This window comes from Terribacillus sp. FSL K6-0262 (genome assembly GCF_037977385.1).
Taxonomy (GTDB): Bacteria; Bacillota; Bacilli; order Bacillales; family Amphibacillaceae; genus Terribacillus.
Genome location: NZ_CP150277.1, coordinates 1,356,143 through 1,373,043 on the forward strand (window position 1 = coordinate 1,356,143; position 16,901 = coordinate 1,373,043).

The 16,901-nt window shown below is 47.2% G+C and carries 15 protein-coding genes; 6 read left to right on the forward strand and 9 right to left on the reverse strand.

Annotated elements, in window-relative coordinates; all coding sequences use genetic code 11:
- Positions 1 to 14: 14 nt before the first annotated feature.
- Positions 15 to 998: an LLM class flavin-dependent oxidoreductase gene (locus tag MHI54_RS07020; RefSeq protein ID WP_198946072.1), complete on the forward strand. Its 984-nt coding sequence runs from the start codon at positions 15 to 17 to the stop codon at positions 996 to 998.
- A 113-nt stretch (positions 999 to 1,111) separates the two neighbouring features.
- Here the strand turns inward: MHI54_RS07020 and MHI54_RS07025 are convergent, their stop codons facing one another.
- Both MHI54_RS07025 and MHI54_RS07030 read right to left on the reverse strand, forming a co-directional pair.
- Positions 1,112 to 1,756, reverse strand: coding sequence for an SDR family oxidoreductase (locus tag MHI54_RS07025; RefSeq protein WP_095217284.1), 645 nt, complete (start codon positions 1,754 to 1,756; stop codon positions 1,112 to 1,114).
- A gap of 20 nt (positions 1,757 to 1,776) precedes the next feature.
- Positions 1,777 to 3,234, reverse strand: a complete 1,458-nt coding sequence (locus MHI54_RS07030; RefSeq protein ID WP_340082734.1) for an aldehyde dehydrogenase family protein — start codon at positions 3,232 to 3,234, stop codon at positions 1,777 to 1,779.
- 179 nt (positions 3,235 to 3,413) lie between these two features.
- Between MHI54_RS07030 and MHI54_RS07035 the strand changes: the two genes are divergently transcribed.
- Both MHI54_RS07035 and MHI54_RS07040 read left to right on the forward strand, forming a co-directional pair.
- Positions 3,414 to 3,968: a PepSY domain-containing protein gene (locus MHI54_RS07035; protein WP_340082736.1), complete on the forward strand. Its 555-nt coding sequence runs from the start codon at positions 3,414 to 3,416 to the stop codon at positions 3,966 to 3,968.
- Between the two features lie 102 nt (positions 3,969 to 4,070).
- The gene (locus MHI54_RS07040; protein WP_095217286.1) at positions 4,071 to 4,814 is read left to right on the forward strand and encodes an SDR family oxidoreductase; all 744 of its coding nucleotides are present in this window, start codon (positions 4,071 to 4,073) and stop codon (positions 4,812 to 4,814) included.
- 62 nt (positions 4,815 to 4,876) lie between these two features.
- On the opposite strand, the gene MHI54_RS07045 is transcribed toward MHI54_RS07040, so the two are convergent.
- The 3 genes from MHI54_RS07045 to MHI54_RS07055 all read right to left on the reverse strand — a co-directional run bounded on the left by MHI54_RS07045 (position 4,877) and on the right by MHI54_RS07055 (position 9,288).
- Complete coding sequence (locus MHI54_RS07045) at positions 4,877 to 6,307, reverse strand: 6-phospho-beta-glucosidase (protein WP_340082738.1); 1,431 nt, start codon at positions 6,305 to 6,307, stop codon at positions 4,877 to 4,879.
- Between the two features lie 27 nt (positions 6,308 to 6,334).
- Positions 6,335 to 8,248 carry a beta-glucoside-specific PTS transporter subunit IIABC gene (locus tag MHI54_RS07050; RefSeq protein WP_095217288.1) on the reverse strand — a complete coding sequence of 638 codons (1,914 nt, stop codon included), beginning with the start codon at positions 8,246 to 8,248 and terminating at the stop codon, positions 6,335 to 6,337.
- Between the two features lie 197 nt (positions 8,249 to 8,445).
- Positions 8,446 to 9,288, reverse strand: coding sequence for a PRD domain-containing protein (locus tag MHI54_RS07055; protein ID WP_340082740.1), 843 nt, complete (start codon positions 9,286 to 9,288; stop codon positions 8,446 to 8,448).
- A gap of 332 nt (positions 9,289 to 9,620) precedes the next feature.
- Between MHI54_RS07055 and MHI54_RS07060 the strand changes: the two genes are divergently transcribed.
- Complete coding sequence (locus MHI54_RS07060; RefSeq protein WP_340081953.1) at positions 9,621 to 10,859, forward strand: malic enzyme-like NAD(P)-binding protein; 1,239 nt, start codon at positions 9,621 to 9,623, stop codon at positions 10,857 to 10,859.
- 45 nt (positions 10,860 to 10,904) lie between these two features.
- Here MHI54_RS07060 and MHI54_RS07065 read toward each other — a convergent pair whose 3' ends face one another.
- On the reverse strand, positions 10,905 to 12,350 hold the full coding sequence (locus tag MHI54_RS07065; protein ID WP_095216346.1) for an NADP-dependent glyceraldehyde-3-phosphate dehydrogenase: 1,446 nt from the start codon (positions 12,348 to 12,350) through the stop codon (positions 10,905 to 10,907).
- Between the two features lie 269 nt (positions 12,351 to 12,619).
- Positions 12,620 to 13,222: a TetR/AcrR family transcriptional regulator gene (locus MHI54_RS07070; protein ID WP_095216345.1), complete on the reverse strand. Its 603-nt coding sequence runs from the start codon at positions 13,220 to 13,222 to the stop codon at positions 12,620 to 12,622.
- 111 nt (positions 13,223 to 13,333) lie between these two features.
- On the opposite strand from MHI54_RS07070, the gene MHI54_RS07075 reads away from it, so the two are divergent.
- Complete coding sequence (locus tag MHI54_RS07075; protein WP_340082747.1) at positions 13,334 to 13,882, forward strand: hypothetical protein; 549 nt, start codon at positions 13,334 to 13,336, stop codon at positions 13,880 to 13,882.
- A gap of 17 nt (positions 13,883 to 13,899) precedes the next feature.
- Here MHI54_RS07075 and psiE read toward each other — a convergent pair whose 3' ends face one another.
- The gene (gene psiE / locus MHI54_RS07080; protein ID WP_095216349.1) at positions 13,900 to 14,331 is read right to left on the reverse strand and encodes a phosphate-starvation-inducible protein PsiE; all 432 of its coding nucleotides are present in this window, start codon (positions 14,329 to 14,331) and stop codon (positions 13,900 to 13,902) included.
- Between the two features lie 32 nt (positions 14,332 to 14,363).
- Positions 14,364 to 15,491: an alpha-hydroxy acid oxidase gene (locus tag MHI54_RS07085; protein WP_340082749.1), complete on the reverse strand. Its 1,128-nt coding sequence runs from the start codon at positions 15,489 to 15,491 to the stop codon at positions 14,364 to 14,366.
- Positions 15,492 to 15,608: 117 nt separating this feature from the next.
- On the opposite strand from MHI54_RS07085, the gene MHI54_RS07090 reads away from it, so the two are divergent.
- A complete protein-coding gene (locus tag MHI54_RS07090; protein WP_095216342.1) occupies positions 15,609 to 16,892 on the forward strand; it encodes an aminotransferase class I/II-fold pyridoxal phosphate-dependent enzyme in 1,284 nt (427 codons plus the stop codon).
- The last annotated feature ends 9 nt before the right edge of the window (positions 16,893 to 16,901 follow it).

Below are 16,901 nucleotides of genomic sequence, written 5' to 3' on the forward strand. Positions count from 1 at the left end.
AGGAAGAATGAATGATGACCAGAACACCTTTATCGGTTTTGGACCTATCTCCTGTACCAGATAATCAAACACCAAAAGAAGCTTTCGAGAACAGCAAACAGCTGATCCAGCATACAGAAAAACTGGGTTATAAACGCTATTGGGTCGCCGAGCATCACAATATGCCAAGCATTGCCAGCTCCGCCACCTCCGTATTGATCGGCTACCTTGCAGGGCATAGCTCGACCATCCGTGTCGGCTCCGGCGGTGTCATGCTGCCGAACCATTCTCCGCTAGTCATAGCCGAGCAGTTCGGAACACTGGCAACGATGTACCCTGACCGAATCGACCTTGGACTCGGACGTGCCCCCGGTACGGATTACATGACAAGCCGCGCATTGCGCCGGGACGCGCATTCAAGCGCTGAGAACTTCCCGGAAGACGTCCAGGAGCTGCTGCAATATTTGGGTGATGCCAATACGCCAATCAAGGCATATCCCGGACATGGAACGAATGTGCCGGTCTACTTGCTAGGTTCCAGCACCTTCAGCGCCCAGCTCGCTGCCATGCTCGGCTTGCCATTTGCTTTTGCCAGCCACTTCGCACCAGGAGAGCTCCATAATGCTTTGCGGTTATACCGCGAAAGATTCCAGCCATCTGCTTATCTGGACAAACCATATGCGATGGTGACTGTAAACGGAATCGTCGCCGATACGAATGAGGAAGCAGAATTCCTATCCACGACATTGAAGCTGAAATTCCTCAGCATCATCCGCGGCCGCTCCGGCGCATCCACTGCACCGGTCGAGAGCATGGATCATATCTGGAATGAGCACGAAAAGCTGCATGTCACCAACACACTGACTTACTCCTTCGTAGGAGACAAAGCCAAGGTAGCCAGTGAACTGGAAGCCTTCCATGCCAAGACGCAGTTTGATGAACTCATCGTCACTGCCGATATTTATGACCAGGAAAAACGCCGAAATAGCTATACGCTGCTTTCCGAGCTTTGGAAGTAAGCATGAAGAAAGAACCTCAATTCAGAGGTTCTTTTTTCATGCTGCTATTTTTAATACAATACAAAGCAATAAAAAAAGACCGCTGTATGTAGCGGCCTTCCTTCCTAATTTTTTTAGTTATAAATATCCTCAACCGGGGTATCTCCCGCCAGCAAAGAAACGATTTTGCCTTCTGCTTTTTCATTCCCGATCGCAGCAACGATGGCACGTGCAACATCTTCACGCGGAATCTGAGTCGTCTTGAATCCCGATGGATCCGTTGTGACTTTACCAGTTCCTGCTTCATCCGATAATCCGCCCGGACGCAGGATGGTGTAGTTCAGCTTGCTGCCTCGGACTATCTTGTCAGCATAGTGCTTGGCGATATAATAAGGCTTCATGCTCTCGCTCCATTCGTCGGGAGAGTCTGCATGGATGGCACTGACCATGATGTACTGTTTGGCTCCGATTCTCTCAGCTGCTTCCACGGATTTGGCCGCTCCATCCAAGTCGATCGCAAGTGTCTTATCTGCTCCAGTGCTGCCGCCGGATCCTGCGGTGAATACCACGACATCCGATCCGCTTATAGCGTCTGTAATCGCGTCTACATCATCTTCCAAGTTCAAGAAGACAGGATTTACGCCTTTCTCTTCAAAATATCCGAATTGTTCTTCCTTGCGCAGTCCGACGGATACTTCATGCTCTTTCTTCTCATTCAATACATTGACCAGGTTTTTCCCTACTTTACCGTTTGCTCCGATAATGAAGATTTTACTCATGTTCATCCCTCATTCTTTGTTTATTTCAAAAAGCTGTCATAATCCGTGCACTCGTTTTGGACACCGATCCATTTCGTTTCGGTGAATTCCTCCAATGCCCATTTGCCATTGAAACGGCCAAGGCCGGATTGCTTCACCCCGCCAAATGGCGCTTGCGGTTCATCATTGATGCTCTGGTCGTTGACATGAATCATTCCCGTTTCGATCCGTCCGGCAATCGATTCACCATGCCCCACGGTAGAATGCACAGCACCGGAAAGACCGTATGGATGCTCATTGGCCATCTCGACCGCTTCCTCTTCTGTTTCAAATGTAATGATCGGTGCAATCGGTCCGAAAATCTCTTCTGCCGCAAGCGGAGACTGGTTGTCCACTTGGTTGACGACAGTAGGCTCCAGCACATTGCCGCTCCAATTGCCGCCGGTCAAAACGTTTGCTCCAGCATCAATCGCACGCTGCAGCTGCTCCTTTATGCTTTCCACTTGCTGCTCATTTATGATCGGACCTACTTGTGTATTTTCATCTGCAGGGTCACCGTATCGCAGTTCCTTGACTTTTGCAACAAACTTGCTCGTGAACTCCTCTGCAACGGAGCCCTGAACGAGAATGCGATTCAGTGCGATACAAACCTGTCCCTGGTGATAAAATTTACCATAAACAGCAGATTCCACTGCCGCATCGATGTTGGCATCTTCCATCACGATGAGGACATTATTCCCGCCAAGTTCCAATGCGGTGCTTTTCAGCTCGCCAGCAGCAAGGGATGCGATATGCTTACCGACCCCCGTGGATCCTGTAAATGAGATCAGCCGAGGAATCGGATGCTTCACAAAGGCATCCCCGATTTCGGAGCTCTTACCGCTGACAAGGTTGATCAGACCTTTTGGCGCACCGGCTTCCTCGAACAAGGCCGCTACAAGCGAACCTGCTGTCACGGTTGTATCCTTGGAAGGCTTGATGACGACTCCGTTACCTGTAGCCAGGGCTGCCGCAACAGAACGCATCGTCAAATGAAGCGGGAAGTTCCACGGACTGATGACACCGACTACCCCCAGCGGTTCCTGATAAACTTTATTCACCTTGCCGGGAACATGGGAAAGGAATACTTCCCCTTTCATCCGATTCGGATAAGAAGCCGCTTCCTTCATGAAATTGACCGCAGTCGTGATTTCGCCGACTGCCTTTCGATACGTGCTGCCCGCCTCCTTGATCAGCCACTCGATAAACAGTTCTTCTTCCCGAGCCATGATCTGGATTGCCTTCTCGATCAGCTCCCGCTTCACCTGCGGCGGCTGCTTTGCCCATTCTTTCTGTGCCCTTGCCGCTGCTTTATAAGCCTCATCCACGTCAGCTTCATTGGCTCCTTGGATCGTAAGCAAAGTTTCACCTGTATATGGATCGATATTTTCAAACGTCTCTTCACTGTTCCCTCTACGCCATTCACCATCTATAAAAAGTAACTCGAATTGCTTTTGCATGATAGACCTCCTCGATAATTGCCTCGACTTAGAGACAATTCCCCGCCTGTACGAGTTTAAACAAGTGCTCTGTGAAATGTCTTCTCCATTTCTCAGTGTTTTCTAATTTTCACTTCATGCTGCTCTAAGATGTGTTGGATATAGTAGAACCATAACAACGAATAAGGAGATGGATTAATATGAAAAGAAAGAATCTGCTAGCAAGCGGTCTGGCACTGACATTGGCAGCAGGATTGGGGTTCGGTTTCCAGCATGTGAGCGCGGACGATGATAAAGTACCAACTGATACAAAAGTGAATCTGAATCAAGCAATCGATATTGCAAGCAAAGAACAAGCAGGAACCGTCACTGGCGTAGAGCTGGATACTGCACGAAATGGGCAGGCTTATTACGAAGTGGATGTAAATGACGACAAAGCTGAATATGATGTCCGTGTAAATGCAGAGGATGGTTCCGTCGAGTCCTGGAAAGATGACGATGACGATGATGATGACCATGATAATCAAGCAGCACAGCCAAAAATAGATATCAAAACCGCAGCTGAAACAGCCCTGGCCCAGGAAAAAAACGCCATCCTGACAGATATCTCCCTCGATGAAGATGATGGCAGATTGGAATATGATGCGGAGCTTCGTACCGATAAGCAAGAAATCGAGGTCACTATCGATGCGGAGTCCGGCGAAGTGACTTATACAGAAAAAGAATCGATCGATGATGATGGTGATGATGACTAAATAATTATCCGGGTCTCCTATGGGAGGCTCTTTTTTTGTTTCATTTTTCCCAAACCGGTTATTAATAGAAGGAGTCTTATATACGAAAGGAGAAATCCAATCATGAAGGAAAATATCCAGGATAAGATTGTCATCATCACAGGCGCTTCCAGCGGTATTGGAGAGGCCACGGCGAAGGAATTGGCCGGGCACGGAGCCAAAATTGTCCTTGCCGCCCGCCGTGAAGAACGTTTGCGGGAGCTCGCAGAGTCGATCAAGCAGGATGGAGGAGAGGCCGTTTATCAAGTGACAGACGTCACCAAGCAGGAAGAAGTCGAACAGCTGGCCCAGCTTGCCATCGATACATATGGTCAAATCGATGCCATTTTTAATAATGCCGGTCTGATGCCGCTGTCCTTTTTGCACAAAAAACGAATCTCTGAATGGGATACGATGATAGACGTCAACATCAAGGGTGTACTGTATGGTATTGCTGCTGTGCTGCCGCATATGCGCGAGCGGAAACAAGGCCATATCATCAATACCTCATCAGTTGCCGGACATAAATCCGGTCCGGGTACAGCGGTTTATTCCGGAACGAAATTCGCTGTGCGCGCTATCACCGAAGGCTTGCGCCAGGAAGAAGCGGAAAATAATATCCGTACCACGATCATTTCTCCAGGTGCAATCGAAACGGAGCTCCCAGACAGCATTACAGATACTGAAATCCGAGAAAGCATGGGAGAAACATTGGAAGCAGCTGTCACTCCGGATAGTATCGCCAGGGCCGTTCGTTATGCCTTGAGTGAGCCGGATGATGTTGCAGTGAATGAGCTATTGATCCGTCCGACGAAGCAAAGTCTCTGAAATCCTTATGAATAAAGCCGCACCCCCGCCAATCATTTGGTGAGGTGCGGCTTCTTTATTCACTATTCACGTAAGCTTGCGCCATTTGTTTCAATAACTTTCTTGTACCAATCGAAGCTGCTCTTTTTGATCCTCTTAAGTGAGCCATTTCCGCCATTATCCTTATCGACGTAGATATAGCCATATCTCTTCTTCATTTCCCCGGTACTTGCGCTGACGAGATCGATCGGTCCCCAGCTTGTGTATCCGAGTATCTCCACACCATCTTCTATCGCTTCCCCCAGCTGCTCCAAATGTTTCTGAAGATAGTCGATCCGATAAGTATCTTCCACCTTACCCGCTTCATCGACAGTGTCCACAGCACCCAAGCCATTTTCCACTACAAACAATGGTTTCTGGTAGCGATCATAAAGCTGATTGGCAGTGATACGGAAGCCTGTCGGATCTATTGTCCAACCCCACTCCGACTTCGGCAGATACGGATTCTCCACCGATCCAAACACATTTCCGGCAGTGGTCTTCGCGAGCACTTCAGGATCCGTGCTTGTCGTACGGCTTGCATAATAACTGAAACCAATATAATCGACAGTATGGCGCAGTATTTCTTTATCGCCCGGCTCCATGGCGATGACAATATCATTATCCTTGAAAAAGCGCTTTGCATATCCTGGGTATGCACCGCGAGCCTGTACGTCGATAAAGAAGAAGGAATCCCTGTCCCGATCCATCGCTTCCAGGTAATCGTCCGGATTCGCCGAATACGGATAAGTCGTACCCGCAGCCAGCATACAGCCGATTTTTGCGCCGGGAATGATCTCGTGACATAGCTTCACAGCCAATGCACTCGCCACCAGCTGATGATGAGCGGCCTGGTACTGGATTTGCTTTTTGTCATCCCCTTCATGGAAGACTAATCCAGCACCGACAAACGGCAGATGCAGAAGCATATTGATTTCATTGAATGTCATCCAGTACTTCACCTTATCTTTGTATCTGGTGAAAATGGTTCTGGCGTAGTTTTCAAAGAAAGTGACAAGCGCCCGATTCCGCCAGCTTCCGTATTTCTGCACAAGATGAACCGGTACATCGAAATGAGCCATAGTCACGACTGGTTCGATTCCATATTTGAGCAATTCATCAAATAAATCATCATAGAATTGCAGTCCAGCTTCATTCGGCTGTCCCTCATCTCCTTTTGGGAAAATGCGGGCCCAGGCAATCGAAACCCGCAGCGCCTTGAAGCCCATTTCAGCGAACAGCGCAATATCTTCTTTATAGGTATGGTAGAAATCAATTGCCTCATGCGAAGGATAATATGCTTCCGGCACGGGTTCCAGCTTCTCGATATTCCCCTGCATGATTGTAAATCTATCTTTTCCCATCGGCAGCAAATCCACCGTCGTCAATCCTTTGCCATCTTCCTGGTAGGCACCCTCCACCTGATTGGCAGCAAGAGCTCCGCCCCATAAAAAACCTTCTGGAAATCCAGTCATCTCGTTACTCCCCTTTCCCTCTCCGCATCATATATTCAAGGTAAGCAGCGGCTCGCCCCATTTCACTTGCTTTTCCTCGGTAGCCGCAATCATATTGTAACCCCTTACATCCGTGATCACAACGGGAGTGGTGATATCAAAACCAGCTTCTCGGATATTGTCCAAATCAAACTCTATCAATAGTTGGCCTTTTTCAACTCGATCCCCTTGTTTTACTTTTGCATCGAAGAATTTCCCATCCAGCTGTACAGTATCCATCCCGATATGAATCAGGATCTCAGCTCCGTTATCCGTCGTGATCCCGATGGCATGCTTGGTGGGGAATAATGCCGACACAACCCCGGATGCAGGTGCAAACAGTTTTCCTTCTGAAGGGATGATTGCCACACCTTTGCCGAGCGCTCCGGATGCAAATGCCTCATCCTTGATCTCGGATAAAGGCTGGATGGAACCTTGGAACGGACTAGCGATCACTTCATTGCCAATTGCCAGCTTCTCTTCTTTTTGAATTGGTGCTGCCGGCTCGTTCACTGTATCCGGCTTGTTGTTTTCCTTTGTGAAACCGAATAGCATCGTCAGTACGAATGCAGCTGCAAACGCCACGGCAATTGCTGCGAATGAACCCCAGAATCCCATATCAAAACCATTTGGACCAATGAATGTAGGGATCTGGAATATACCAAGTCCTCCTGTCATATATCCAGTTGTTTTGAAAATGCCTAACACAGCTCCGCCTAAAGCCCCGCCAATACAGCTAATGATAAAAGGTCGTTTCAGCGGCAATGTGATACCGTAAATCGCTGGCTCCGTCACGCCAAAGATCCCGGAAATAAAGGCTGGTATGCTTAATGTTTTAAGCTTTCTCTGCTTGATACGGATCCAAACGGCCAAAACGGCACCAATTTGAGCAAAGGAAGCAGCAAAGACAAGTGCCAAAACAGGATCTCCGCCATATACAGAAAGGTTATTGATCGAGATTGGAACAAGTCCCCAATGCAAACCGAAAATAACGAAAATTTGCCAAAAGGCCCCTAGGAACAAACCAGCAATGATTGGGCTTAAATCATAAATACTGAGCGTTGCCTGCCCGATCAGCTGCCCAGCCCAGGTTGCGACCGGACCGATAATCAAAAAGGTTAACGGTACTACCACCAGCAATGTTAAAAACGGTACGACAAAGGTCTTGATGACACTGGGTACAATCTTCGCAAAGCCTCTTTCCACTTTTGCAGCAAAGAATGTCGCCAAAATGATGGGAATTACGGAAGATGAGTATGTCATCAAGATTACCGGGATTCCCAGGAATGTAATATGAACGGGGGATTCAAATAAAGTACCGCTAAAAAGCGTATAGAGCGGCTCACCTGTTGTAAGTCCGGATAAAGTCGGATAAACGAGAGCCGCCCCGATTGCCATCCCGATAAAATGACTGCCGCCGAACTTCTTCATCGCAGTATAACCCAAGAAGATTGGGAAGAAGTAGAACAAGGAATCACCAACAGCATTAAGTATCTGATAGGTCCCGGATTCTTCCTTAAGCCAGCCAAAGGCCAGAAACATCGCGTTAAATCCCTTGATCATACCTGTCGCAGCCAATACACCAAGTACTGGCGTAAAAATGCTTGAAATAATATCGATGAATTTATTGAATGGATTTGTATCTTTATCTTCTTGTGATGATTGTTCGTTGGCACTAAAGCCTCCGACATGAGCTACTGCTTTATAGACATCAGGCACATGATTGCCGATGACAACCTGGTACTGCCCTCCGCTTTTTAAAACCGTAACAACATCGTCCATGTTTTTGAGTGCATCGGTATTTGCTTTAGCTTCATCCTTCAGCTTGAAGCGCAAACGAGTGATACAGTGGACAACGCTGTTGACATTCTCACGGCCGCCGACATGTTCGATGATATCTTTAGCCAATTGCTCATACTTCATCTTAATCCCACCTTTATTGGAATTTGGCAAATAAAAAACCTGATTAGCTTTGGCGCACAAAGGCTGTGCTGCCAAACTAATCAGGTTATGCCCTATTAAGGTAACATTCCTTCGAAGGATATTCAGCTGATGGTTAAAATGTATCATCTTGCCCGAAAAATGTCAACGCTTACATTTACAATTCATTTACTTTTTATTTACTGTAAACATTCTGTCAGCCGATGTATATGAACAGTCAGATACAATTGCTCGTCTTTAGTGAGCCCGGAATGAAAGCGTTCCTTTAAATAAATATCCATCCTTTCCGTACATTCGAAAGCCCGCCTATATTTCAGCCGGACTTGATCGTAAAGAAATGATTCTGCCAGTTCCGGTAATCTTTCATCCCGCAGAAAGCGTATCGCAAAAAAACGTAAATGTGTCAAAAATCGTTCGTAATTGATTGAGCTGTCATCCAGATTCCCTTTGAAGAAATAGGTTACGATATTCAGCAGATCGCTGACCATTTCCGTGACTTGCACAGCTCTGAGCATATGCTCCCCTGTCAACTGGCTATTGACCAAATACAAAGCAATCGAGGCGGCTTCATCTTCTCCCAATGCATAACCTGTTTCCTCTTCGACGATCTCCAGCGCTTTCCACGCAATCTTATATTCCTGTTGATAATATTTTCGAATCTCCCATAAAAGCGGATTTTTCAGTACGATTCCCTGTTTCTCTCTGCTGATGGCAAAACTTAAGTGATCAGTCAGCGCTATGTAAAGATATTCATCCAAATCATAAGGAAGATGCCCGCGTGCATATTCCACTACCTTGGCTGCAATATTGAGATACACGGGGGAAACATCACGCAGAAGTGTCTCCAGTTTCTCAGTCATACCTGACTTTTCCAAGATGAACTTCTTCTCTATCCCGGATGGATCAATGGTATCCCCGATTTTCTTTTTGAATGCCAAGCCTTTTCCCATTACAACCAGCTCTTGATTAGCATCATTCCTTGTGACTACCACACTGTTATTCAAGATCTTTTCTATCCTCATCGATTTCCCCCATTTCCATAGCAGAATGAAAAAAACCCAAACTCACGCATAGCCTTTCTGCTTGCGCAAATTCAGGTTTTGCCCGCAACGCGGTAACAATCCTCGATTGATTTGTAAACGCTTCACATCGAAAATATCATAGCAGAAATTCCCTGTCAATCCAATCGCGCAAGGACGCTCGTCACTTTCTTTATTGACACTAAAGATTATTTTAATTTAAAAATGGGAATTACAAGCCAATTAATCGCTTTCCCCCTTCTCTGAAAGGTATAATCAAAACTGGTATAGAAATCTAACATAGATATTGACATATACAGAAGGGATGTAAGAGGATGAGCAATCTACGAGAAGATGCATTGAAAATACACCGTGAAAACAAAGGGAAACTGACAATGAAGTCGAAGATTCCGGTTCGCAATGCGACGGATCTGAGCCTTGCTTATTCACCTGGTGTGGCGGAGCCTTGTAAGGAAATCCACCAAAACAAGGATGACGTCTACGAATATACAATGAAAGGCAACATGGTTGCGGTTGTCAGTGACGGCTCTGCCGTGCTTGGCCTTGGCAACATCGGTCCGGAAGCAGCGCTGCCGGTCATGGAAGGGAAATCCGTCCTTTTCCAAAGCTTCGCAGGTGTCGACAGCTTCCCGATCGTTTTGGATACAAACGACGTGGATGAAATCGTCCGCACCGTGAAATTGATGGCGCCGACATTCGGCGGTGTGAACCTGGAAGATATCTCCGCTCCGCGCTGCTTCGAAATCGAAGAACGTTTGAAAGCTGAAACGGATATCCCGGTATTCCACGATGATCAGCACGGTACTGCAATCGTAACGGTTGCTGGTTTGCTGAATGCATTGAAATTGGTCGGCAAAAGCTTTGATAACATCAAGGTCGTAGCCAACGGTGCCGGTGCTGCCGGTATCGCGATCATCGAGCTCCTTCACAGCCTTGGCGTGAACAACGTCATCATGTGTGATTCCAAAGGGATGATCTACGAAGGCCGTCCAGAGGGCATGAACAAAATGAAAGACCGTGTGGCGAAAATCACGAACCGCGACCGTCAGGCTGGCAGCCTGTCCGACGCGATCAAGGATGCGGATGTGTTCATCGGGGTATCTTTAGCCAACCTATTATCCAAGGATGATGTGCGCAGCATGGCAAAAGATCCGATCATCTTCGCGATGGCGAACCCGGATCCGGAAATCCTGCCTGATGATGCGAAAGCAGCAGGTGCCCGCGTCATCGGAACCGGCCGTTCCGACTTCCCGAACCAGGTGAACAATGTACTTGCCTTCCCTGGTATCTTCCGCGGTGCCTTGGATGTCCGCGCGACTGGCATCAACGAAGAAATGAAAATCGCCGCTGCCAAAGCGATTGCCGAATTGATCGATGAGAGCGACTTGAACGAAGATTACGTCATCCCGGCTCCATTCGATCCGCGCGTTGCACCAGCAGTAGCGAAAGCAGTGGCAAAAGCAGCGATGGATACCGGCGTCAACCGCATCACGGTCGATCCGGAAGAAGTGGCCGAAAAGACTCGTCAGCTTACAATCATCGACGAAGACTAAAAACGACACAAAAAAAGAGGAATCCCATCGGATTCCTCTTTTTTATTACTTATCCAAGTTCAATACAGTCAATTTCTCCCTTGTCATGGAAAGGATGCTGTTCGCAATACCTTGGGTGCCCATGCCAGAACCTTTCACACCAAGGAATGGGAAGTGGTCAGGGCCGCGCTCTGTGCGTCCATTGACTTGCACAGCGCCAGTTTCCAATTCATTCGCGATATAAAAGGCTTTGTCCACGTCACGTGTGAAGATGCTCGCCTGCAAACCGTACTCGGATTTATTCGCAATCTCAATTGCTTCCTCATCAGAACCAACACGGATGACAGGCAACACTGGTCCGAATGGTTCTACCCATGCAACATCCATATCCTCCGTCACATGATCAAGCAATGTAGGATGGATCAGATTGCCTTCACGTTTGTTACCTGCAACAAGTGTTGCACCTTTTTCCAATGCGTCATCGATCAATCCTTGTACGAGATCTGCAGATTTGCTGTCGATCAATGGGACGACAGTATTTCCGTCTTCCGGGGATCCCACAGCCAGTTTTTCCACTTCAGCCTGTAATTTTGCAACCAGTTCATTTGCCACATTATCGTGAACCAGGACGCGCTTGATTGCAGTACAGCGCTGACCTGAATAAGAGTATGCGCCGCTGATGATATTCTTTACAGCTTTATCCAAATCAGCGTCTTCGCGGACGATACCGGGATCCTTACCGCCAAGCTCAAGGACGACTGGCTTCATGCCAGCAATTTTGGCCAGGTTCTCACCTGTTTGGGTTCCCCCGGTGAAGGAAACCATGCTGATATCTTTATGCTCTACAAGGAAGTCACCAATGACAGAACCACGGCCTGTCACGATGTTGACGACACCTGCCGGGAAACCAGCCCGATCGAGGGCTTCCACCATTTTGATGCCGCTTAAAGCGCCTTGCGTTGCAGGCTTGAAGATGACTGTATTACCGGAAACAAGTGCTGGAGCCAGTTTGGATGCTGCCAAGTTTACTGGATAGTTGAAAGGCGAAATTGCCAGGACGACACCTAATGGCACTCGGTCCACAATCGCAACCTTGGAACTTGAACCACCCGGGAAACGGTCGCCTCTCATGCTTTCGCCATTGGAATGCAATGCTTCCTGTGCCGTATAACGGATATAATCATATGTCCGCTGCACTTCGCTTTTGGCATCCTTCAGGCTCTTACCGACTTCAAGCATCATTGTCTGTGCAAGTTCATCCTGCATGGCAAGCAGCTCATCAGCCCATTTATAAAGCAGATCCGCCTTTTCCTGCAAGGAAACTTTCGCCCATGCTTTTTGTGCTTGCTTCGCCGATTGGATGGCAGCAGCCGCTTCTTCCTGGGACAACGCCTGTACAGTACCAACGACGCCATCTTTGTACGGAGACATGATTTCCACTACGTTTCCGGTAGTGCTTTCTTTCCATTCGCCATTCACATAATAGCGCTGTGCTGTTAATGTTGACTCCATTACTTTTTCCTCCTTGTGTTGCAGTTAGTTTATTTAATTAAAAAACTTAAAAAAGTTTCTGACACTCATTCTACTACTAACATTTTTATAATGGAATCATTTTGCTCAAAAAAATTAAATTAATTTTTTCCGTAATATCAAGGTTTCTAAGTATATAACATATAAAATTAGTGTGTCATTATTATTATCCAATCTGTCATCATAACGAGACCGAATCTATGATATTCCGGATAATGACACATCCTTTTTTAACTAAAAAAAGAGGGGCATCAATCGCCCCTCTCCTTTTCCTGGCATAAATCATCTACATATTCAGTCAAAATCTCCGCCGTATACTCACCAGAAAATTGCTCCGGATTAAGTAATCGGTGAATAGCCAATCCATCTATCAGCGCATATAATTTTTCCGTTTCCTTGTTTATATCTTTTCCTCTGCTTAAAGCTTCATTATCAGACAGCAATACCAGTAAGCGCTGTACTATTTCACGGATTCCGTCCTCCTGGCGAAAGGATTCTCCTTGCTTATATTTGAAATGCAGGGTGAACACAAACCAAACCTGCATCTCCGCCATCGTTTCCGAATCTATCGGAAGAAGTTCCAACAATACTTTTTTCGCAAGCTCTTTTGGCGGCAACGGCTGACGAATGACTTCCATGATGCGATCTTTACAACGACTTTTCACAAGCTCCATCGCATAATTGAGCAATTCATCCTGCGTCGTGAAATAATGACGCAAAGAGCCTAATGACAGATTGGCTTCTTTGGCTATGTTACGGACAGAAGCCGCTTCCACTCCGCCTTCCATAATGACTTTCCAGGTTGCTTTGGCTATCTCTTGCTTTCTTGCTTTATGATCGATTTTCTTTGGCATAACCTTACTGTAGCAAATGCCGTATATAAAATCAATTTTTTAATACACTTGTATCACAAAGAGTTACGTGTTAGCATAATAATACAACTGTACTAAAAAGGAGATGAAATAATGAACGCCATCATTGTATTGATCATCCTATGCGAAGTAGGTTTCTGGGTCTTTATTGCAGCTGGATTGATAGCCCGCTATGTGCTCAAGCTTCCCAAAGCAGGTTTGATCCTGCTCAGCGCAACCCCTTTGATCGACCTGGTTTTACTTGTAGCTACAGGCCTTGATTTGGCGCGTGGGACGACAGCAACAATGGCACATGCAATTGCTGCCATTTACATCGGTGTCAGCCTGGCATATGGAAAATCGATGATACGCTGGGCAGATCAGCGATTTGCTTATTACCTCGCGAAACAAGGCGAAAAGCCGAAAAAACTCTACGGGAAAGAACATGCCTTGAAAGAAGTGAAAGGGTGGCTGCAGCATTTGCTTGCGTACATCATCGGTGCCGGGCTGCTGCTTGCTGTCATCTATTGGATCAACGATGCAGAAAGGACAGCAGCACTCACCAGTGTCCTGCGGGTTTGGTCAATCATTCTGGGCATCGATTTCCTCATCAGCTTCAGCTATATCCTGTTTCCCAAAAAAGAAAAGCATGCCGGCTCCTAGAGCTGCATGCTTTCCTTTTAAAAATCTTCCTTTTTCGATTTTTCATTAGCCAGATTCATTATAAAGTAGCAGATGACCAGCAAGAGGATCGCTCCGCAATAATACAATGTGTAAAGGGCACTCTCATGATAGACAACAATGAGACGGATCAGGGCTGTTATTCCGATATATAGGAAATATCGGATCGGGAAATGATAATCCTCCTGAAAGTACTTCACTATCATGGCGATGAACTCGAAATACAGGAAGAATACCAGGATATTATTCAGGAATTCCAGTCTTGAAGTATTGCCCTCATTGAATAGGGAATTGTTGATGATATCAATCAATTCCTTCACTAACAGGATGGTAATGGCGATAGCCAAAAGGATCAGGGCTATATTCAATACATACTGCAGAGCTTTCGCAATCGTTGCCTTTGTCCGCTTCTTCTTTGTATGGGTCTGCATTCGCATTGTATCACCTCTAACGTTACTATTCCCTACCTTTTTACCAGATAAGCGGAACTGATCTCAGCAGTGCGTGTCACTCCGGATAACGCATATGTCAATTCAAGCTCTGTTCGTAAATCCCCGATCACTCGGCTTACCCCGGCTTGTCCATCAGCTGCGAGTCCATATACATAGGGCCTGCCGATCAGGACACTGTCAGCCCCCAAAGCGATTGCTTTGAACACATCAGCACCGCTCCGAACACCGCCGTCCATCAATACAGGCACTGCCCCATCGACTTCCTCCGCGATAGCTGGCAGCGCCCGCAAAGATGCAATGGCCCCATCAAGCTGCCTGCCGCCGTGATTTGAAACAACGATAGCATCGAACCCCAAATCGACCGCCTGTCTCGCATCAGCTGGATGCAGGATACCCTTTACAACAATCGGCAATTTCGTCTGTTTCTGCAGAAATAGCAGATCGTCCCATGATAGATTCGGATGATGGATGTTCTCCAAAATCGCATCCCTTATATGCTCTTCGGTAAGCTGCGGCACCAATTCTTGAAAAACAGGATCATTTATGTAATTGGCTGCTCCTTTCAATAGTTTGAGCGGCGAATATCCATTTCGGTAATCCCGCTTCCTCCAGCCCAGCAGACCCGTATCGACCGTCACTACAATCGCCCGATATCCTGCCTCTTCTGCCCTTCTTGCCATGCTGGCCGTCAAAGCACGATTCTTCGACCAATACAACTGGAACCATTTCACTGCCTCTGGCGCTGCTTCAGCGATTTCTTCTAATGAAGCGGAGGTGACCGTACTTGCAACAAACGGAATACCTGCCGCTTCTGCAGCCTTCACACTGCCGATTTCCATATCCGCATGAAAGATCCCTTGGAACCCTACTGGAGCAAGCATCACCGGCAGGCTTTGATCCTGGCCGAACAGCCGGATGGAAGGGTCCACATCCGAAACATCGCGCAAAACCCGAGGCAGGATATCGTAGTCGCTGAATGCGTCTCGATTCTGCCCTAATGTCACCTCATCCCCAGCCCCGCTTTGCAAAAAACCAAAGGGGCCATTCGGGAGGACTTCCTGTGCCCGTTGTTCCCACTCCGCTGCAAACAGCGGATAATCCCCTATTGATTCCCCGATTCTCGTAAAAACATTTCCCACTTTATATACCCCCTGCCATTTCTTTGTAATATTAATAGAATAATCCGAACACATTGGGAATTCCAGACTTTTCGTGTTAAGATTATCTTTGAAAACACGCAGACGGAGGCAGCAACCATGGCTAAATATCAAGACCTTTCGAATGAAGCATTACAACAGAAATACAATGCGCTGCAGGATGCATACGAGGCAATTGCCAGTCAGCAGCTGCAGCTGGATATGTCACGCGGGAAGCCTTGCACCGAACAGCTTGACCTTTCCCAGCCGATGCTCGACATCCTGACATCAGGCAGCACAGTCAAAACCGAAAACGGAACAGACGCCCGGAACTATGGTGGTTTGGACGGGATTCCAGAAGCAAAGGCATTTTTCGCCTCCATTTTGGAAGTTGAACCGACCAAAGTGATCGTAGGCGGGAACAGCAGTCTGACAATGATGCATGATTCAATCGTTCAATTTTTGCTGCATGGTGTTTCCGAGGAAGCAACTCCATGGATGAAACAAGGGAATGTGAAGTTCCTCTGCCCTAGCCCTGGCTATGATCGCCATTTCACAATTTGTGAGGCATTAGGAATTGAAATGATTCCAGTAGCAATGACGCCAAATGGCCCCGATATGGATGAGGTGGAGAAGCTGGCAGCTGCCGACCCGCAAATCAAAGGTATCTGGTGCGTACCTAAATACAGCAATCCGGATGGTTTCACCTATTCCGATGCCGTGGTCGATCGACTTGCCGGAATGCAGACAGCCGCGGATGATTTCCGGATATTCTGGGATAATGCATATATCGTCCATCATCTCTCGGACGAACCAGATGAATTGAAGAACATCATGACCGCAGCAGCAGATGCAGGGCATCCGGACCGTGTCATGGAATTCACTTCTACATCAAAGGTGACCTTCCCAGGCTCGGGTGTGGCAGCCTTAGCTTCCAGCGAGAGAAATATTGCGTTTTATAAGAAGAATCTTTCCGTTCAATCCATTGGTCCCGATAAACTGAATCAAATGCGCCATGTCGCATTTTTGAAGGATAAGGACACACTTATCGCCCATATGAAAAAGCATGCAGCAATCATCGCCCCCAAATTCCAAACTGTCCTGTCGATCCTGCAGGAGAAGCTGGGCGGAAAAGGGATTGCTGATTGGACCAATCCCAATGGCGGCTATTTCATCAGCTTGAACACGATGGAAGGATGCGCCAAGGATGTCGTGGAGCTTGCCAAGAAAGCCGGTGTGACATTGACTGGTGCAGGTGCAACCTACCCGTACGGTAAAGATCCATACGACCGTAATATACGCATCGCGCCAACACTGCCGCCGACTGAAGAACTGAAAAAAGCTATCGAAGTGCTATGCTTGTGCGTAGAAATGGTAAGCATCGATCGTCTGCTGCAAAAATAAAATCAGGCC

Coding starts and splice junctions, on each gene's coding strand:
- MHI54_RS07020 (WP_198946072.1), top strand. CDS start 15: ATGACCAGAACACCTTTATCGGTTTTGGACCTATCTCCTGTACCAGAT.
- MHI54_RS07025 (WP_095217284.1), bottom strand. CDS start 1,756: ATGAGTAAAATCTTCATTATCGGAGCAAACGGTAAAGTAGGGAAAAAC.
- MHI54_RS07030 (WP_340082734.1), bottom strand. CDS start 3,234: ATGCAAAAGCAATTCGAGTTACTTTTTATAGATGGTGAATGGCGTAGA.
- MHI54_RS07035 (WP_340082736.1), top strand. CDS start 3,414: ATGAAAAGAAAGAATCTGCTAGCAAGCGGTCTGGCACTGACATTGGCA.
- MHI54_RS07040 (WP_095217286.1), top strand. CDS start 4,071: ATGAAGGAAAATATCCAGGATAAGATTGTCATCATCACAGGCGCTTCC.
- MHI54_RS07045 (WP_340082738.1), bottom strand. CDS start 6,307: ATGACTGGATTTCCAGAAGGTTTTTTATGGGGCGGAGCTCTTGCTGCC.
- MHI54_RS07050 (WP_095217288.1), bottom strand. CDS start 8,248: ATGAAGTATGAGCAATTGGCTAAAGATATCATCGAACATGTCGGCGGC.
- MHI54_RS07055 (WP_340082740.1), bottom strand. CDS start 9,288: ATGAGGATAGAAAAGATCTTGAATAACAGTGTGGTAGTCACAAGGAAT.
- MHI54_RS07060 (WP_340081953.1), top strand. CDS start 9,621: ATGAGCAATCTACGAGAAGATGCATTGAAAATACACCGTGAAAACAAA.
- MHI54_RS07065 (WP_095216346.1), bottom strand. CDS start 12,350: ATGGAGTCAACATTAACAGCACAGCGCTATTATGTGAATGGCGAATGG.
- MHI54_RS07070 (WP_095216345.1), bottom strand. CDS start 13,222: ATGCCAAAGAAAATCGATCATAAAGCAAGAAAGCAAGAGATAGCCAAA.
- MHI54_RS07075 (WP_340082747.1), top strand. CDS start 13,334: ATGAACGCCATCATTGTATTGATCATCCTATGCGAAGTAGGTTTCTGG.
- psiE (WP_095216349.1), bottom strand. CDS start 14,331: ATGCAGACCCATACAAAGAAGAAGCGGACAAAGGCAACGATTGCGAAA.
- MHI54_RS07090 (WP_095216342.1), top strand. CDS start 15,609: ATGGCTAAATATCAAGACCTTTCGAATGAAGCATTACAACAGAAATAC.